Source organism: Niallia sp. FSL K6-0212, assembly GCF_038007605.1.
GTDB lineage: Bacteria > Bacillota > Bacilli > Bacillales > Cytobacillaceae > Niallia > Niallia circulans.
Window position 1 is genome coordinate 3551202 of sequence record NZ_JBBOXL010000001.1, and the last position, 16840, is coordinate 3568041.

General features: G+C 33.4%; 19 protein-coding genes and 2 pseudogenes. 15 read left to right on the plus strand and 6 right to left on the minus strand.

Annotated elements, in window-relative coordinates; all coding sequences use genetic code 11:
- Positions 1–35: 35 nt before the first annotated feature.
- From tkt to MHH96_RS16915, 4 genes and pseudogenes are all read left to right on the plus strand, one after another.
- A complete protein-coding gene (gene tkt, locus MHH96_RS16900; RefSeq protein WP_047944817.1) occupies positions 36–2042 on the plus strand; it encodes a transketolase in 2007 nt (668 codons plus the stop codon).
- Positions 2043–2226: 184 nt separating this feature from the next.
- Entirely contained in the window at positions 2227–2667 is a 441-nt protein-coding gene (sirA, locus tag MHH96_RS16905; RefSeq protein WP_047944816.1) for a sporulation inhibitor of replication protein SirA, read from the plus strand.
- A gap of 86 nt (positions 2668–2753) precedes the next feature.
- On the plus strand, positions 2754–2972 hold the full coding sequence (locus MHH96_RS16910; RefSeq protein WP_016205025.1) for a YneF family protein: 219 nt from the start codon (positions 2754–2756) through the stop codon (positions 2970–2972).
- A gap of 307 nt (positions 2973–3279) precedes the next feature.
- Positions 3280–4400 (plus strand): annotated as a pseudogene (locus tag MHH96_RS16915) (IS3 family transposase).
- A gap of 148 nt (positions 4401–4548) precedes the next feature.
- Here MHH96_RS16915 and MHH96_RS16920 read toward each other — a convergent pair.
- Both MHH96_RS16920 and MHH96_RS16925 read right to left on the minus strand, forming a co-directional pair.
- On the minus strand, positions 4549–4815 hold the full coding sequence (locus MHH96_RS16920; RefSeq protein ID WP_341117720.1) for a hypothetical protein: 267 nt from the start codon (positions 4813–4815) through the stop codon (positions 4549–4551).
- On the minus strand, positions 4796–5536 hold the full coding sequence (locus tag MHH96_RS16925; protein WP_341117722.1) for a hypothetical protein: 741 nt from the start codon (positions 5534–5536) through the stop codon (positions 4796–4798). Before MHH96_RS16925 ends, MHH96_RS16920 begins: the two co-directional genes overlap by 20 nt.
- A 112-nt stretch (positions 5537–5648) precedes the next feature.
- Between MHH96_RS16925 and MHH96_RS16930 the strand changes: the two genes are divergently transcribed.
- Together MHH96_RS16930 and MHH96_RS16935 are read left to right on the plus strand one after the other, a co-directional pair.
- A complete protein-coding gene (locus tag MHH96_RS16930; RefSeq protein WP_047943476.1) occupies positions 5649–5960 on the plus strand; it encodes a hypothetical protein in 312 nt (103 codons plus the stop codon).
- A gap of 429 nt (positions 5961–6389) precedes the next feature.
- Positions 6390–6611 carry a hypothetical protein gene (locus MHH96_RS16935; RefSeq protein WP_053215739.1) on the plus strand — a complete coding sequence of 74 codons (222 nt, stop codon included), beginning with the start codon at positions 6390–6392 and terminating at the stop codon, positions 6609–6611.
- A gap of 696 nt (positions 6612–7307) precedes the next feature.
- Here the strand turns inward: MHH96_RS16935 and MHH96_RS16940 are convergent.
- Positions 7308–7765: pseudogene (locus tag MHH96_RS16940) on the minus strand (GNAT family N-acetyltransferase).
- A gap of 521 nt (positions 7766–8286) precedes the next feature.
- Between MHH96_RS16940 and MHH96_RS16945 the strand changes: the two are divergent.
- The gene (locus MHH96_RS16945) at positions 8287–10041 is read left to right on the plus strand and encodes an ABC transporter ATP-binding protein (protein ID WP_047943477.1); all 1755 of its coding nucleotides are present in this window, start codon (positions 8287–8289) and stop codon (positions 10039–10041) included.
- Positions 10034–11845 carry an ABC transporter ATP-binding protein gene (locus tag MHH96_RS16950; RefSeq protein WP_144546023.1) on the plus strand — a complete coding sequence of 604 codons (1812 nt, stop codon included), beginning with the start codon at positions 10034–10036 and terminating at the stop codon, positions 11843–11845. Before MHH96_RS16945 ends, MHH96_RS16950 begins: the two co-directional genes overlap by 8 nt.
- Before the next feature lie 86 nt (positions 11846–11931).
- On the opposite strand, the gene MHH96_RS16955 is transcribed toward MHH96_RS16950, so the two are convergent.
- Positions 11932–12132, minus strand: coding sequence for an aspartyl-phosphate phosphatase Spo0E family protein (locus MHH96_RS16955; RefSeq protein WP_047943479.1), 201 nt, complete (start codon positions 12130–12132; stop codon positions 11932–11934).
- A 170-nt stretch (positions 12133–12302) separates the two neighbouring features.
- Here MHH96_RS16955 and MHH96_RS16960 point away from each other — a divergent pair, with 170 nt between their 5' ends.
- The 3 genes from MHH96_RS16960 to MHH96_RS16970 all read left to right on the plus strand — a co-directional run bounded on the left by MHH96_RS16960 (position 12303) and on the right by MHH96_RS16970 (position 14193).
- On the plus strand, positions 12303–13007 hold the full coding sequence (locus tag MHH96_RS16960; protein ID WP_047943480.1) for a cytochrome c biogenesis CcdA family protein: 705 nt from the start codon (positions 12303–12305) through the stop codon (positions 13005–13007).
- 203 nt (positions 13008–13210) lie between these two features.
- A complete protein-coding gene (locus tag MHH96_RS16965; protein ID WP_047943481.1) occupies positions 13211–13570 on the plus strand; it encodes a response regulator in 360 nt (119 codons plus the stop codon).
- 149 nt (positions 13571–13719) lie between these two features.
- A complete protein-coding gene (locus MHH96_RS16970) occupies positions 13720–14193 on the plus strand; it encodes a CcdC family protein (protein ID WP_047943482.1) in 474 nt (157 codons plus the stop codon).
- 211 nt (positions 14194–14404) lie between these two features.
- On the opposite strand, the gene MHH96_RS16975 is transcribed toward MHH96_RS16970, so the two are convergent.
- Entirely contained in the window at positions 14405–14944 is a 540-nt protein-coding gene (locus MHH96_RS16975) for a histidine phosphatase family protein (RefSeq protein ID WP_341117724.1), read from the minus strand.
- Positions 14945–15126: 182 nt separating this feature from the next.
- Positions 15127–15390 (minus strand): phage holin family protein, encoded by a 264-nt coding sequence (locus MHH96_RS16980; RefSeq protein WP_047943484.1) that lies wholly within the window; start codon positions 15388–15390, stop codon positions 15127–15129.
- Between the two features lie 170 nt (positions 15391–15560).
- Here MHH96_RS16980 and MHH96_RS16985 point away from each other — a divergent pair, with 170 nt between their 5' ends.
- The 4 genes from MHH96_RS16985 (at position 15561) to MHH96_RS17000 (ending at position 16708) form a co-directional block, all read left to right on the plus strand.
- Positions 15561–15788 carry a DUF1659 domain-containing protein gene (locus MHH96_RS16985; RefSeq protein WP_328283663.1) on the plus strand — a complete coding sequence of 76 codons (228 nt, stop codon included), beginning with the start codon at positions 15561–15563 and terminating at the stop codon, positions 15786–15788.
- A gap of 42 nt (positions 15789–15830) precedes the next feature.
- Positions 15831–16046: a DUF2922 domain-containing protein gene (locus tag MHH96_RS16990; protein ID WP_047943486.1), complete on the plus strand. Its 216-nt coding sequence runs from the start codon at positions 15831–15833 to the stop codon at positions 16044–16046.
- A gap of 93 nt (positions 16047–16139) precedes the next feature.
- Positions 16140–16277: a YvrJ family protein gene (locus MHH96_RS16995; RefSeq protein ID WP_047943487.1), complete on the plus strand. Its 138-nt coding sequence runs from the start codon at positions 16140–16142 to the stop codon at positions 16275–16277.
- A gap of 230 nt (positions 16278–16507) precedes the next feature.
- Positions 16508–16708 carry a cold-shock protein gene (locus MHH96_RS17000; RefSeq protein WP_031537602.1) on the plus strand — a complete coding sequence of 67 codons (201 nt, stop codon included), beginning with the start codon at positions 16508–16510 and terminating at the stop codon, positions 16706–16708.
- Positions 16709–16840: the final 132 nt, after the last annotated feature.

The following is a 16840-nucleotide window of genomic DNA, read 5'->3' on the forward strand; positions in this document are numbered from 1 at the left end:
CTACTAAAATCAAGAAAATGAGAGGATGTTGAACATTGAATACAAAATTAGATCATTTATCTATTGCTTCAATTAGAACACTTTCTATTGACACAATCGAAAAAGCTAAATCAGGCCATCCAGGAATGCCGATGGGTGCAGCGCCGATGGCTTATACTTTATGGACATCTTTTATGAATCATAACCCTAAAAATCCAGAGTGGTTTAATCGAGACCGCTTTGTTTTATCTGCAGGACATGGCTCTGCTTTACTATATAGCTTATTACATTTATCAGGCTATGATTTATCCCTTGATGATTTAAAGGGGTTTAGACAGTGGGGAAGCAAAACACCAGGACATCCAGAGTATGGACATACCGCAGGAGTGGATGCTACAACTGGACCCTTAGGACAAGGAATTGCGATGGCCGTTGGTATGGCACTTGCAGAAAAACATTTGGCAGGTGTATATAATAAAAATAATTATCCAATTGTCGATCACTTTACATACAGTATTTGTGGTGATGGGGACTTAATGGAAGGAGTATCTGCAGAAGCGGCTTCTCTAGCTGGACATTTACAGTTAGGGAAATTAGTTGTGCTATATGATTCCAACGATATTTCTTTAGATGGTGATTTGGACAAATCGTTTTCCGAAAGTGTAGAACAGCGATTTAAAGCGTATGGATGGCAATATATTCGTGTCGATGATGGTAATGATACTGACCAAATTGCAAAAGCAATAGAAGAAGCAAAGAAAGATCAATCAAAACCTACATTAATTGAAGTGAAAACGATTATTGGTTTTGGTGCACCAAATAAAGCTGGAAAATCATTAGTTCATGGAGCTCCACTTGGTGCTGAGGAGTTAAAATTAACGAAGGAAGCCTATAATTGGACGTTTGATGAAGACTTTTATGTACCTGAGGAAGTTTATAATCATTTTAAAGAAAAAGTCTTAATGAATGGTGAGAAAAAAGAACAGGAATGGAAAGAACTTTTTGCAAATTATGAAAAGGAATTTCCGGAACTAGCTGAACAATTAAAAACTGCTCTAGCAGATACTTTACCACAAGGTTGGGATCGTCAAATACCTGTATATGAGGAAGGCAGCAGTCTAGCAAGTCGTGCCTCTTCCGGAGAAGTAATCAATAGCATTTCAAAAGAGCTGCCATTTTTACTTGGAGGATCTGCCGATTTAGCTGGAAGTAATAATACAATGATTAAGGGAGGAAAGGATTTTACTCCTGAAACGCCTGAAGGAAGAAACATATGGTTTGGCGTTAGAGAATTTGCGATGGGCGCAGCTTTGAATGGAATTGCCCTTCATGGGGGATTAAAAATATTTGGTGGTACTTTCTTTGTATTCTCTGATTATTTAAGACCTGCGATCCGTCTCGCTGCTTTGATGGGACTACCAGTAACGTATGTTTTCACACATGATAGTATTGCGGTAGGTGAAGATGGACCAACTCATGAACCTGTTGAGCAATTAGCTTCTTTAAGAGCAATGCCTAATCTTTCTGTCATTCGTCCAGCGGATGGAAACGAAACAGCTGCTGCTTGGAAAATTGCACTTGAGTCTACAAATAAGCCAACTGCTTTAGTCTTAACTAGACAAAATTTACCGACTATTAAAGGGACAAAAGATAATGCATACGAAGGTGTATCGAAAGGTGGATATATTATTTCTCCTTCTAAAACGGAAACCCCTGATGCATTATTAATAGCAGCAGGTTCAGAAGTTGGCTTAGCAGTTGAAGCACAAAAAGAATTAGAAAAAGACGGAATCAATATTTCTGTTGTCAGTTTACCAGCATGGGACCGCTTTGAACAGCAATCTAAAGAATATAAAGAGGCCGTTATTCCAAAAAACGTAAAGAAAAGATTAGCAATCGAAATGGGAAGTTCTCTCGGCTGGCATAAATATGTTGGAGAGGAAGGAGATGTTCTTTCAATCGAAACATTTGGAGCATCTGCGCCAGGAAATAAAGTACTAGAGGAATATGGATTTACAGTGTCCAATGTGGTCAAACGGTTAAAATCATTACTAGAAAGTTAACTCGTCAAGGATGGCTGGAAAAGGATTCTTCACCAACCAATGGGGGGAATCGCATTTTCCATTCCATCCTATTTTCTTCGTTCGACAAAATAAGTCTGTTTTTTTAACACCTTGAGACACATCTTGGAGATATCCTTCTTTATAATAGAAGGAAAAGAAGTGGACAGGTTGGTGAAGATTCAGTATGAGAAGATATCAATTGTATTTAATTAAAGAAAAAATCGCTATTCACTATAATGGTAGAGAACGTTTGTTTTACAATTTATTTTCGGACCATACTAAAACAAACGATGGACCATTAAAGGAGATACTGCAAAAACAAGTGGATTTTATTACGCTTCCTATTTCTAGATGGATGATCGAAAATCAACTATACTCCGCTTTACAGAGAAACAAGAGCTTCCAATATAAAGATGGTACTTTTTATATTGAAAACGGAAATTTAAGCAGTGCAACATTAACGATAAAAGATAATTCTTTATTTATAGAAGCAAAGGGTTACTATGATGCGGAATCCATTTTCTTTGAAATTATTCGGAAATACGAACCTTCTTTCTTAGCAATTGATGTGGAAAATGGCCGATTTGGCTGGTTAAAACCAATTAAGGAAAGAAATTTTGTCTAAAATGGAGAAATTCTGTAACAGATATTGTATAATATTATCTGGTCTAGTACACTAAAGTATAGACAACATGAAGGAGGAAAAAAGATATGCCTTGGTACGCTTGGTTAAGTATTGTCGTAGCACTAATCGCCGGTATCGTTATCGGATTTTTTATTGCGCGTAAATACATGATGAACTACTTAAAGAAAAACCCACCAATTAATGAACAAATGTTAAAAATGATGATGATGCAAATGGGAATGAAACCTTCTCAAAAGAAAATCAATCAAATGATGACAGCAATGAACAAACAACAAGGGAAATAATAGGACAAGCTTTAAAGAAAGCCTATTTTTCTGTTTTGATAAGAGAGGATTCTGTTATTATTTAACTTGATTATTAGCGATAGATGAAACAATCATAGAAGTTTTTAAGTGACTTTGGTTAATCTGTCATGAAACTATTTAAAAACCGCCTATTCTGTTGGAAACTAAACCAATAGGAAGGTGGTTTTTTGTGTTATTAGAGGATGTAATAAAAGAGTATATGTATCACTGGATAGGCTACACTTAGTTGGACAGATATTTTAAGGTCAAGTAGAATACCAATAAGACAATAAGGGGAGAATCTACCATGACCAAAAGAGCACGTAGAACATTTACTGCAGAATTCAAACAACAAATGGTGCAACTATATCTGAACGGAAAACCAAGAAAGGATATCATTCGGGAATATGAGTTAACCCCATCTTCCTTAGATAAGTGGATTAATCAGCATCAAACTACCGGTTCCTTTCAAGAAAAGGATAATTTAACACCCGAACAAAAGGAAATTCAGGAACTTCGGAAAAGAAACAAGCAACTTGAAATGGAGAATGATATTTTAAAGCAGGCAGCGCCGATACTAGGACGAAAGTAAATGTAATTAAGAATAACCAACACAAATACTCGATATCAGCAATGTGTAAAGTCCTACAGCTTTCAAGAAACACCTATTATTATGAAGCCAAAGAAAGAGCGTCAGAGGATGATATAACCTCAAAAATCATCGAAATCTTTTACTTAAGCCGGCAGAACTACGGCACACGTAAGATAAAAGTGGAATGAAAAAAACAAGGATTTATCGTTTCTAGACGCCGAATCGGTCGCATTATGCGGGAACAAGGGCTTGTTTCCTCTTATACTGTGGCTCAATTCAAACCACATTCAAAGAAGTGCAATGAATCCCAGCAACAAAATGAATTAAATCGTGCTTTTCATCAAGAAGAAGAAATGACAGTGGTCGTTAGTGATTGGACATACGTAAGGGTCGATAAAAAGTGGCAATACGTATGTGTATTTGTTGATCTCTTTAATCGAGAAATCATTGGACAAAGTACCGGTCCAAACAAAGATGCAGCACTCGTATATCGCGCCTTTTCTTCCATTAAGAAGGATTTAAGAAAGATTCGATATTTCCACACGGATCAAGGAAATGAATTTAAAAATAAGCTAATAGATGAAGCTTTAGAGACTTTCGATATAAAGCGATCATTAAGCATGAAAGGCTGTCCTTATGATAATGCAGTGGCAGAAGCAACATTTAAAATTATCAAAACAGAGTTTATTAAGGAAAGGCATTTTACTAGTTTAGAAGAATTATCAAGGGAATTATACGACTATGTGAATTGGTTTAATTACATTCGAATTCATGGAACGTTAGGTTATTTAAGCCCTATTGAATATAAACAGAAACACCTTAAAAAAGTTGTCTAATTTTGTGTTGACATACCATGATTTTAATACACTTTTTAAGACAATTGAATTTCAGTGTCTTTTATTAATCGTCAATAGACTTTTATCTTATATTGAAATGGCTGACTTTAGAATTTTATTCACTACTAAAGTCAGCTAAAAATATTAATTAATCATATTGCTTAGTTTTAGCAAATTTATATAAAAACTCCCAATATTCGTCTGCGAAACCACTCTCTGCCCACAGTTCACCATAAGCATCGATATGAGCTTGCATAATTTGATTTTTAGTTCGAGATTTTTCTAATTGGTAGGGTATTTTCTTTCTCATCTTTTGAGTGATTTGATAATGATAGTGATAGTGATATTTTGAAATAAAAATAGACAACATTCTTCCACTTGTTGTATTTAGATTACTAGCAAATCTTTTTTTCAATTATATGATGTCTTTCCCAGCCTTTAGCTCTGTAATTCTTCGGTGGGGAAATTTTTTGTAGACTACTGTATCTTCTAACACCTTTTGAAAGTGCAGGCTTAAGAACAGTAGTACTTCCTTCTATCATTCGCTTTACGCCACTTACGGCAGGGATTCCTGGAAAAACAACAGCCGCTGCATCGGTAACTACCCAAAATCCATTCCAAAAAGTCTTGTTTTTCTTATACTCATTTAGAGATATAGAAAATGCAGCAATGTCAAAAATTGTATCTACAGCATAAGTTTGAAATTTCTCTGAGAAATCGACATATTCGCCAATTTCAGATTTTATATAGTACTTTATTTGCTGGATGCTTCCATCTTCTGCAGTATAATTTAATAAAAAAGTATACTCTGGTAGGAAGTTAGCAGTTATATTTGGTATATTTTCTAATTCAGAAGGATCAAAGGGTAGTAATTCATATGAAGCATTTTTGTCGTTACCACTTTTAATCCATGAATCTAAAGCTTCCTTTAATGAAAGCGTTGTTATTTCTTCGGTGATTATAAAAGAAGAATTTTCTTCATCAGCATATCCGTAAGTGATTTTGGTTTGTAAATTTTCAGAGTTCTGAATTTCTTTTGTATAGGTTTCAGCTGATATACTTGGTGTTAAAATTGAAAAGGTTAAAAATACAATGGATATTGTTATTAATAATAGTTTGTTGATATTATTCTTCATATTCCCCCCAAAAATGGTATTATATAACAAGAGCTCTCTATCAAATAATAACATAAATTGGTAGATTCTAATATGTTTTTTTTATTATATAATAATGGAGGGGAAATTAATAATGAGGTTTATATACAGCATTTTAAGAGAAATTAATGAAAAATCATTACCCACTGCTAAAGATTATGGTTATAAACAAAGAGAGTTTGAAAATCTCATTTTTACTTTGGAAAAGGAAGGGTATGTAGAACGAGTGTTAAGAATCGATACTTTTTTCTCTCTTAAGCCAGCTAGATTAACCCAAAAGGGTCATGAGCTATTAGAAAGTCTTAGATATTTTGATGAGTCTTACCCAGGTAAAAAGGGTCTTATTAATTGGTTGAAAGTAGAAAAAGAAGAGAGCTCATATGCAGAGGATATAGAAGATTATTAATTCTCTTTATTTAAAACAGGGATTTTAACTCTTTAGCCCATTCAGGGCTTTTTGTTTTGAAAATAACATAAAAACAATGGATAAAGTATGTTTTAAATGTTAATATGGACACTTAATAAAAAAAGATGTCAACTTATAATTATAAAAGTAACTATTAGAAATCAGCCGGATTCAATTTTGAATCGGGGTTACTTAAAGGGAAAGATTATAATGGAGAATATCGCTTTTAACGACTATAAGAGTAGAAATTACAAAAAAGATAAATACTACGCATCCAAAAAAAAGTAGTGAAAATAGTGATTTAGGAAGGTAGTTAGGCGAGTATGCACTTCCATCTCAATCCTTTTATTATTAGCTAAATCTGCCTTTGCTGCTAGACCTGCATCTGTTCCAGTTAATGCAGCTACTGAGTTTGCTGGTCATACTACAATGGAAGCACTAGCACATGCTTTAGATCCGTTAGTTGATGTCCTAGTTGCGCTATCTATTTCAGTTGCTTCAGTAATTATTGTAGGTGGATGTTTCTTTTTTATGCTTGGAAAGAGTGAGAAGGGATGGAGTTTGATAATGAATGTTGGATTAGGTTATGTATTGATTCAAATCAGTCCGTTAATATTGAATATGTTAAAAGATATAGGGAATGCTTTTTAAGGACACGAGAATAAAATTCTGAAGGTGTTATCAAAATCACAATACCGTCTATTTCTTGTTAAAAAGAAAAATAAATAAAAGTTAGTCAGTTTTTTAAGGTCTCTATGGGCAAGCTATATTAATCGTGGTATATTTTTCATAATAGATTAGTAGAATTGAATAGATAATAAAACCTTGGTATATCAACATTTTTATAGATTATAATTGATTTTTTATGAAACCTTCTCAAAAGAAAATCAATCAAATGATGACAGCAATGAACAAACAACAAGGGAAATAATAGGACAAGCTTTAAAGAAAGCCTATTTTTCTGTTTTGATAAGAGAGGATTCTGTCATTATTTATAAATAAATGGTAATTCTCATCAAAATTTCTAAACCACTTTTTTCTGATTAAATATGAAGAAAGTGGTTTATTTGTATTTTGATAAAAATTCAATAAAAAGAAGACAAAATTTCAAGGCTGAGGACGACAAGACATGATGGAATCAACTTATCATTTCCCCGGAAACCGCAAAATATGACAAAAAGTTCAGTAGATTCATCAATCATGTGAAAGATACCTAATGAAGACAGCCTTGCTCTATTGCAGCTGGAAATTGCGCTTTTTAAGTGATTAAATAAGCCGAACAATCACAAAAAACTTGTAATTGTTCGGCTTTAATTCTGTGGGATTACATATATATCAGCTATGCCTTCATTTAATCACAATATTTTTGATAACAGCCATTTCTTTGCCGAATCTGTTCCCTAAATCTTGAAAACCTAAACGGGAATATAAGTGATGTGCAGATTTATTTTCAGGATGGTAGCCAACGGCAATTTTTTCTACAGTGGCTAGTTTCTTCATTTCATCTATCATTAATAGAGTAGCTGCTTGGCCAATGCCTTTTCCTTGATTATTCTCTGTCAACCATTATTCTGTATATCCTTACCATCTAGTTCCTCTTTTACAGTGTTAAACATTAAGAAACCTACTATTTTCTCCGCAAAATAGATGGCATATGGTTGTAAAGTAGGTTCAAACTTGAACTGGGCGATGGAAATAGCATTTGGTTCGATATATTTTTCTTGTTCCTCGGAAACTTTCAATTCACAACATCTATACCAATTATTTTCATTTAAGCTAACAAGCTTTACATCTACAGGATTCAATTCTTTTCCCCTCTCAAAATCGGGAATCCATCCTATTATTAATTAGGCGTTTCCCCTTGGATTTTGTTAACTATCATCAATTTTCTATTCATCATAATGAACGCCCCCTTTTATACAATTTGAAAAATCAATCTAAAACAATATCCTTTAAATTATATCATAAATTCTGAAATTTCCGTCAGGGAAATAAAAAATTCAGTAGATCAGTTTCGAAATATTCGAACGAAAGTTCTGTTATAGTTGACAGATAACTTATGACGATATTAAACTTAAGATGTATACGAACGTATATTCGCAAAGAGGGAAGGAGGCGAATAATTTAGAAGAAAGCCATTCAAGCAAAATAAGAGGTGTTATGTCAGCAACACCAATAAATGCTGGGAAGATGAACTAATATTTTCACTCCATTAAATATTTTGAAAATATAATAAAATTTCTTTCCAGTTCCTAAATATTTTGCTAAACTAGTGAAGGGTATTTTTACATATTTAGTTGCCAATAGATAAGAGGGTGTGTATGGTTTGAAAGTTTTTTTAAATTTAAAATGGTATTTTATACAGGAGAAGAAATCCTATCTTGGTGGGGTCTTTCTGTTGATTTTAGTTGCTATCCTTCAGTTGATACCTCCGAAAATAGTTGGGATAGTCGTTGATCATATTCAAGGCAGAACGTTAAATTGGAGCAATTTATTACAGTGGATAGGCGTTTTAATTGTTTCGGCATTAGCAATGTATGTACTTCGTTATTATTGGCGGGTAATGATATTCGGGTCCGCTGTAAAGCTAGGAAGATTATTGAGAAATCAGCTGTATAGTCATTTTACAAAAATGTCTCAGTCTTTCTATCAGCGAAATCGTACTGGAGATTTAATGGCACATGCAACAAATGATATACAGGCGATTCAACAGACAGCAGGGCAAGGGGTGCTTACTTTAGTAGATTCATTGGCAACAGGTGGCTTTGTTATTATTGCAATGGCTACAACGATCAGCTGGAAGCTTACCCTTATATGTTTATTGCCAATGCCGTTAATGGCTGTATTAACAAGCTATTATGGTTCTTTAATACATAAGTACTTTCATCAAGCCCAGGCTGCTTTTTCATCGTTAAATGATAAAACGCAAGAAAGCATTTCTGGAATAAAAGTCCTAAAAACCTTTGGGCAAGACAAAGAAGATGTCGAAGACTTTCGCAGGTCCTCACTTGAGGTAGTTGATAAAAATATTAAAGTAGCTAGGGTCGATGCCCTATACGATCCTACAATATCTATTATTGTCAGTATTTCTTTCTTTTTGGCAATTGTATTTGGATCCCGGTATGTTATTACTGGAGAACTTAGTTTAGGACAGCTCGTTTCTTTTACTACTTATCTTGGTCTGTTAATATGGCCAATGCTTGCGTTTGGATGGCTTTTTAATATTATGGAGAGAGGGAGAGCTTCATATGACCGAGTTACGGCATTATTGGAAACCAAGGTCGATATTATCAATAAGCCTACAGCTATCACAACGGCGCCAGCTGGGGATATTGTGTATGATTTAAAATCTTTCTCTTATAACCATAAAATCGATGTTCTGAAAAATATTCACTTTTGTTTAAAAAGAGGGCAGACATTAGGGATTGTCGGCAAAACAGGAGCTGGAAAAACGACGCTTTTAAAATTGTTATTTCGAGAATATGATCATTATGACGGAAGAATTATGATTAATGGAACAGAAATAAAAGAAATAGATTTGGATGCATTGCGAGTGTCCATTGGATATGTACCACAGGAACACTTTCTATTTTCTGCCAGTATCCGCGAGAATATTGCCTTTACTAATCCCAATATTTCAGAGGAAGAAATCCATCAGGCCGCTGTATTAGCAAATATTCATGATGATATTCTTGGATTCACAGACGGTTATAATACGGTAGTTGGTGAAAGAGGAGTATCTTTATCTGGGGGGCAGAAACAACGTATTTCGATTGCGAGAGCACTCCTGATGAATCCGGAAATACTTATTTTAGATGATTCTTTATCAGCAGTGGATGCAAAAACGGAAGAAAATATTTTGACAGCCCTAAAGGAAAATAGGGAAGGCAAAACAACGATTATCACTTCCCATCGACTAAGCGCTATTGAACATGCCGACCTTATTATCGTATTAGATGAAGGGGAAATTATTCAAAGCGGGAACCATCAACAGCTTGTAAAGGAAAGCGGCTGGTATAAAGAAATGTACCATCGCCAGGCTTTAGAAGTAATGGTAAGCATGGGGGATACAAATGGATAAAACAATTAAACTCACAAGTGAACAGCAAAGAAAAGTATTATTTCGATTACTAGGTTATATAAAACCACATAAAAAAGCGGTTATGATTGCATTCGGCCTCTTAATTTTATCGACATTGGGCGAATTAGCAGGCCCCTACTTAATTAAAGTCTTTATAGATGATTACTTAACACCAAGAAATTTAGCGGTTCAGCCATTAACTGTTTTGGGAATTACCTATATTTTTATCCAAATAATGAATGTAGTCATTATGTATTTTCAATTATATAAGTTTCAAGAAATTGCTTTATATATTATTCAACAGCTTCGAGTTGATATATTTTCGAAGATTCATACACTTGGACTCCGCTATTTTGACAAAATACCCGCTGGAAGTATCGTCTCCAGAGTAACAAATGATACAGAAGCAATTAAAGATATGTTTGTCAGTGTCCTTGCGACTTTTATTCAAAGCGGATTTATGATTTTCGGTATTATTATTGCTATGTTTGTTTTGAATGTTAAGCTTGGGGCAATCTGTTTAATTTTACTGCCAATCTTAGGATTTATTATTTATACGTATCGGAAATATAGCTCAAGCTTCTACCAAGATATAAGAGAACGATTAAGCCAATTAAATGCAAAACTTAGTGAATCTTTACAAGGAATGAATATAATCCAAGTATTTAGACAAGAAAGAAGATTGAAAAATGAGTTCGATGATATTAATACTAAGCACTATCAAGCAGGAATGCGTAATATCAAGTTAGAAGGGTTACTCCTCAGACCTGCCATTGACCTTGTTTACGTACTTGGGCTTATTCTTGTTTTAAGCTATTTTGGAATATCTTCTTTTAACAATCCGATTGAAATTGGGGTATTATATGCCTTTGTAAGTTATTTAGATCGTTTTTTTGAGCCAGTCAATAATATGATGATGCGCCTATCACTTTATCAACAAGCAATTGTATCTGCCTTTCGCGTATTTACCGTATTAGATGAAGAAGATATGGAGCCAACTCTCGTTTCTGATAGCAAAAATAAAATTGAAAATGGTGTGATAGAATTTAAGGATGTCACCTTTTCTTATGATGGGAAACAAGATGTGTTGAAAAACATTTCATTTACGGCTAAAGAAGGGGAAACTGTTGCATTAGTAGGACATACAGGAAGTGGAAAGAGTTCTATTGTCAATCTACTTATGCGGTTTTACGATTTTGGAAAAGGGGAAATTCTGATTGACGGCAAATCATTAAAGTCTTTCAGTAAAAGAGAACTTAGGGAAAAAATGGGGTTAGTACTTCAAGATCCATTCCTATTTTATGGAACAGTAACAGATAATATTCGTTTATATAATAAGGAAGTAACGGAGAAAGAAGTTATCGAAGCAGCTAAGTTTGTGCAAGCTAATCAATTCATTGAAAAGCTAGAAGATCAATATAATCATAAAGTGGTAGAAAGAGGTTCTGCTTTTTCAAGTGGACAGCGCCAGCTTATTGCATTTGCGAGAACCATTTTGACAAATCCGAAAGTACTAATATTGGATGAAGCAACAGCCAATATTGATACAGAAACGGAAGAAGCTATTCAACTTGCATTATCGAAAATGCGTAAAGGCAGAACAACCATCGCCATCGCTCATCGCCTTTCTACCATTCAAGATGCAGATTTAATCTTAGTGCTTCACAAAGGAAACATTGTGGAAAAGGGTAACCATCAACAACTTCTGCAACAAAAAGGATTGTATTATAAAATGTATCTACTACAAAATGGAGCTGCCGATTCTATTGAAGAGACAGTAGAAGATAAAGTGGAACTAACATAGATATTTGGTTTCGCTTTAGCAGTACAAAATTAAACCGAAGTTCGCTAATTTAGCAGTGAACTTCGGTTTTTTTGTTTCTTTCTCTTTTACATATTCCATTGTTTTTTTGATTCTCGGAAAGCAGGAAACTCATTTTTGAGATTTATTTCATTATATTTATTTAGTAATACATCTAATTCTTGACTGCATATAATGGCTGAGGAAGATGAAAAACCATGTTTCATAGCAATCTCAATAAGCTCTGTACGCTTTAATTCAATTTGAGTAAGCAATTGCTTTTTTAGCATGGTTAATTTTCCTTTCCGTCTAAATTCTGTTATTTAATAAATGTTAATAGTGGAAATTAATTTACTTAATTATATCTATTTTTGGAAGTAAATGCAAAAATATCGCAAAGATACATAAATAGACTGTACAAGCATATAGTTATAGGAATTGGAGAGAGGAGCGATAAATAGTGGTAGATATAAATTTTTTTATTGCATTAGGCGCAGGTTTTTTGAGTTTTATTTCTCCATGCTGTTTACCATTATATCCTGCCTATTTATCCTATATTACCGGAATGTCTAGCGGGGAGTTAAAAGAGGGGAAAATACTTAATAATGCTAGTTTTCTACATACAATTCTATTTCTTTTAGGGTTTTCGATTATTTTTATCGCCCTTGGTTTTGGTTCCTCCTTGATCGGAGAATATTTTAAAGTATATCAAGAAGAGATAAGAAAAATTGGTTCACTTATCATCATATTCTTTGGTCTTACTATCATTGGATTAATAAAGCCTAAATGGTTAATGAAAGAATATCGGTTTTCTTTTAAGACAAGACCAACTGGTTATCTAGGATCTATTTTGATTGGATTAAGTTTTGCGGCAGGGTGGACTCCCTGCAACGGACCGATTCTAGCAGCAGTTCTATCTTTAGCAAGCCTGCATCCAGAAACAAGCTTACTTTATTTAGGTGCATATATTATCGGATTTGCACTCCCATTTATTTTTTTATCCTTTTTTATTTCTCATTGGAATATGCTTAAAAAGTATAGTGTGCAGTGGACGAAAATTGGCGGTTTTTTTATGATTGTGATGGGAATATTATTGTTTGTAGACGGAATGAAATGGTTAACACGTGTTATCTCACCAATTTTTGGTGATTTTCAAGGTTTTTAATCATTTTTCCACGCTATAATACTCTATAAGCACAATAGTATGATATTTATAATAGGATGAATTACATAATTTTATCCCATGATTTGTAAAGAATAATGCCGAAATACATTGAAATTATGATAAAGATTCGCTATATTGGATAGGTATTATTAATTTATTTACCTATTAGATATGGTGTTTTCGGTTGTTGAGGAGGAAGTAAGATGGCTCGAATATTGATTGTGGATGATGCAAAGTTTATGAGATTAACACTCTCAAACATTTTAACTAGAGCGAATCATGAAGTTGTTGGAGAAGGGGAAAACGGGAAGGAAGCAATAAGATTATACCGTGAATTGGATCCAGATTTGGTCACAATGGATATTACAATGCCAGAGATGAACGGATTAGACGCAGTTAAAGAAATTAAGAAAGAATTTCCCCAGGCAAAAATTATTATGTGTTCAGCAATGGGCCAGCAAAAAATGGTGGTAGAAGCAATTGAAGCTGGTGCGAAGGATTTTATCGTGAAGCCTTTTGATGATACCCGAGTATTAGATGCAATAAATCGAGTTTTAAAATAACAAATATAGTAAATGCTTTTAGAGGATATGATATAATCGTATCCGTTTTTCTTTGTGTCTATTTATATAAATAGACAGCGTACTTATCTTAATGGTAAGATTAAAAGTATTCTAAAGCATTGATAAAAGGTTAGTAAAGGGGTTTTTCTATGACTTCTGTCATAATTTCAACATGTATCGCAGTGTTTATGGGCGTCTTTTTTATGGTTATGAGAATGAAAGCGGCTAAAAAGCCAGTTTCACCAAAGAAAATTATATTGCCGCCTTTTTTTATGAGTACTGGAGCTTTAATGTTTATTTTTCCATACTTTCGTATTAGTGGACAAGAAATTTTAGAAGCAGCCATTGCTGGAATCTTGTTTTCTTTTTTATTAATTAAAACAACAAAATTTGAAATAAAAGATAATGATATATATTTAATTAATTCAAAAGCATTTATCTATATATTATTTGGACTTTTAGCAATTAGAATTGTGGCCAAGTTTATTCTAAGTAGTTCCATCGATGTTGGCCCATTAGGAGGCATGTTTTGGATGCTTGCTTTTTGTATGATTGTTCCATGGAGAATTGCCATGTTTATTAACTATAAAAAATTAACAAAGAATTTAAGTACAACTAATTAACATATACACAAAAACTAGCTGGATGATTACATATCCAGCTAGTTTTTTAGCTAAAAGAGATGGAGAAAGAGGTCAATACATATACAAAGATTAGATATAATAAAGGTGATTGAATTAATAGACAGCAGCAAGTTTCTTACATTTGTCGCGGTTTTGGGCTAATCAAAAGCAGATGATAAGATTCATAATCTACCTGAACTTATGCTATTTTTTATTTCCATAAACGTTCATAAATTACTTTATTACCGACATTTTTTAAAAGGTATATGTCAGGATTACTAAGATTTTGCCAATCCTCAAACCCGAAATTTTTATTATAAAAATTTAAAAGTAATGACATTAGATTCCCATGTGTAACAATAAGTGTATTTTCAGATTCACTGTTAAAAACGTCTTCTACAATATTTACTATTCGTTTCATTGCTTCCTGACTGGACTCTCCACCTTCAAATGTTAACTCAATATCTTCAAATGTTGCTTTTAATTTATCTAACCAGTCAGAAAGACTTTCAGTGCTTAATACACGTTCTGTTAATTTTCTATTAATCTCTATCTCCAGATTTAATCGCGTTGCAAGTGGCTGTATCGATTGAATAGCACGCTTATAAGGACTCGAAATAATACGGTCGATATTAATTTTAGCAAAAAAATTAGATATTTCTATTGCTTGTTTAAATCCTTTATCCGTAAGGTGTGCTTCTGACAGCTGGCCTTCAGCCTCACAATGTCTTATAATATAAACTTTCTTCAACTAGACCACTCCAATTATAATATGTAAATTTATATTAATTTTTTATAACACAATAAGTGGATTCAACGATTCAAAAATTTAAATGATAGAGTCGATTATTCTTTTGCAGTAGCCAAAAGGAAATCGACTCTTATCGTGATAGATCCTTCATCGAGCAGTCCTACTTTAATTTGTCATCATTACTATTTGGATTTATCTTTAAAAATCGTCTGTTTTACAAGCTGGTGTCCAAATACAGATACGCCTGTTGCGATAATTCCATTTGTTATAGCTTCAAATGTCATTCCATAAGCAAAAGCAGCTAAGGAAATGGAGGTTAGAAGAAGAATCCAAATGATCAACCAATCAGAGATAATGGGGGTTTGTTTAAGCGCATAGCCAATAATCCATAGGACAGGTACTAATATATAATAATGTTCTAGTAGAAAACCCTGTAACCATTCCAAAGTATCTTCCCTCCTTTATTTTACATGATTATCATATGCACTGATGAGAAAATCTGATTGTTTACATAACCATTCTCATTTCAGAAAGTACTATTAGCATGCTTGTAAAAAAACAACTGTCCTTTTTGTCTTTTTCTCTCTATGTAATAGTTGAAAGGAGGTGAGAGGCAATGGCACAGGCACTTTGGAATGAAGCAAGTTTAAAGTTGGCTTTTCTAAATGGGATGAAAGAAAATGGGGATCCGAATCTTGTAATAAAGACGTTTAGAAATTTAAATGAAACAGCTACTCCAGAACAAATTTACGCAGCTGCACAAGGACTGACATCATTAGTGACCTATTCTTTATATTCAGTTGAACGAAATGATATTTCAGAAATTGTAGAAGTAGAAGCTTAGTGATTTACACATTAGAGAAAAAAATAGAAAGGAGAAATCATAATGGCAAAAACACTAGAGATAACATTTGAAACGAATAATGGTAAAAGTTCAAAATTATCCCTTGAAAGTCCGATTGAACCAGTTAAGTCTGAAGAAATATTATCTGTCATGCAAAGTATTATTGCATCCAAAGTTTTTACTTCAAATAACGGTGATTTAACGGCGGTAAAAGGAATTCGACTAGTGGAAAGAAAGATTACAGATTATGAAATTTAACGTATAAATAGCAAGTTAACAGTTTACCTATTACGCTGGGAATAATTGATACACCTAAAACGTAATAGGTAACTTTATTGGGAGGCGTTCAGAGTGGATGAGGTTATATCATTTATAAGCCAAGTAGGGTTTCCGATAGTTATCAGCTTTTATCTGCTGAATCGTATCGAAACAAAGCTAGATATAATGATAAAATCTATTCAGAGTTTACCAGAATTAATCAAAAAGTAGTAAATTGCTTAAAAAATGACCCGAAATTATAATTATCCGAAAAATGAAAGGGTTTTCTATTGACAATAATAGTTAAAAATGTTAAATTTACATTAACCGTTATTGACGTATTTAGTATGTTATTTATTCAATCAACAACTTAAAATGAGAGATTAATAGCCAAATGCTTATGCGTGAAAATGGTAATTTAAAGATGAAGCTAGCAAGCTTTTTTAGGAGGATTTTTTTACATGAAAAACGGTAAAGTAAAATGGTTTAATGCAGAAAAAGGGTTTGGATTCATTGAAGCTGAAGATGGCAATGACGTATTTGTACACTACTCAGCGATTCAAGTAGAAGGCTTTAAATCTCTAGAAGAAGGCCAAGACGTATCATTTGAAGTTGTTGAAGGTGCTCGTGGACCTCAAGCAGCTAACGTTACTAAAATATAAGGATAGCTATTCTTCATATATAAAAGGTCAGACCAAAAAATTGGTTTGGCCTTTTTCTTTTGATAATCTGTCAAACGAATAATGACTCCTTTTATAGAAATAATTGATTTACTCCTTCTCCCACATCCTCAT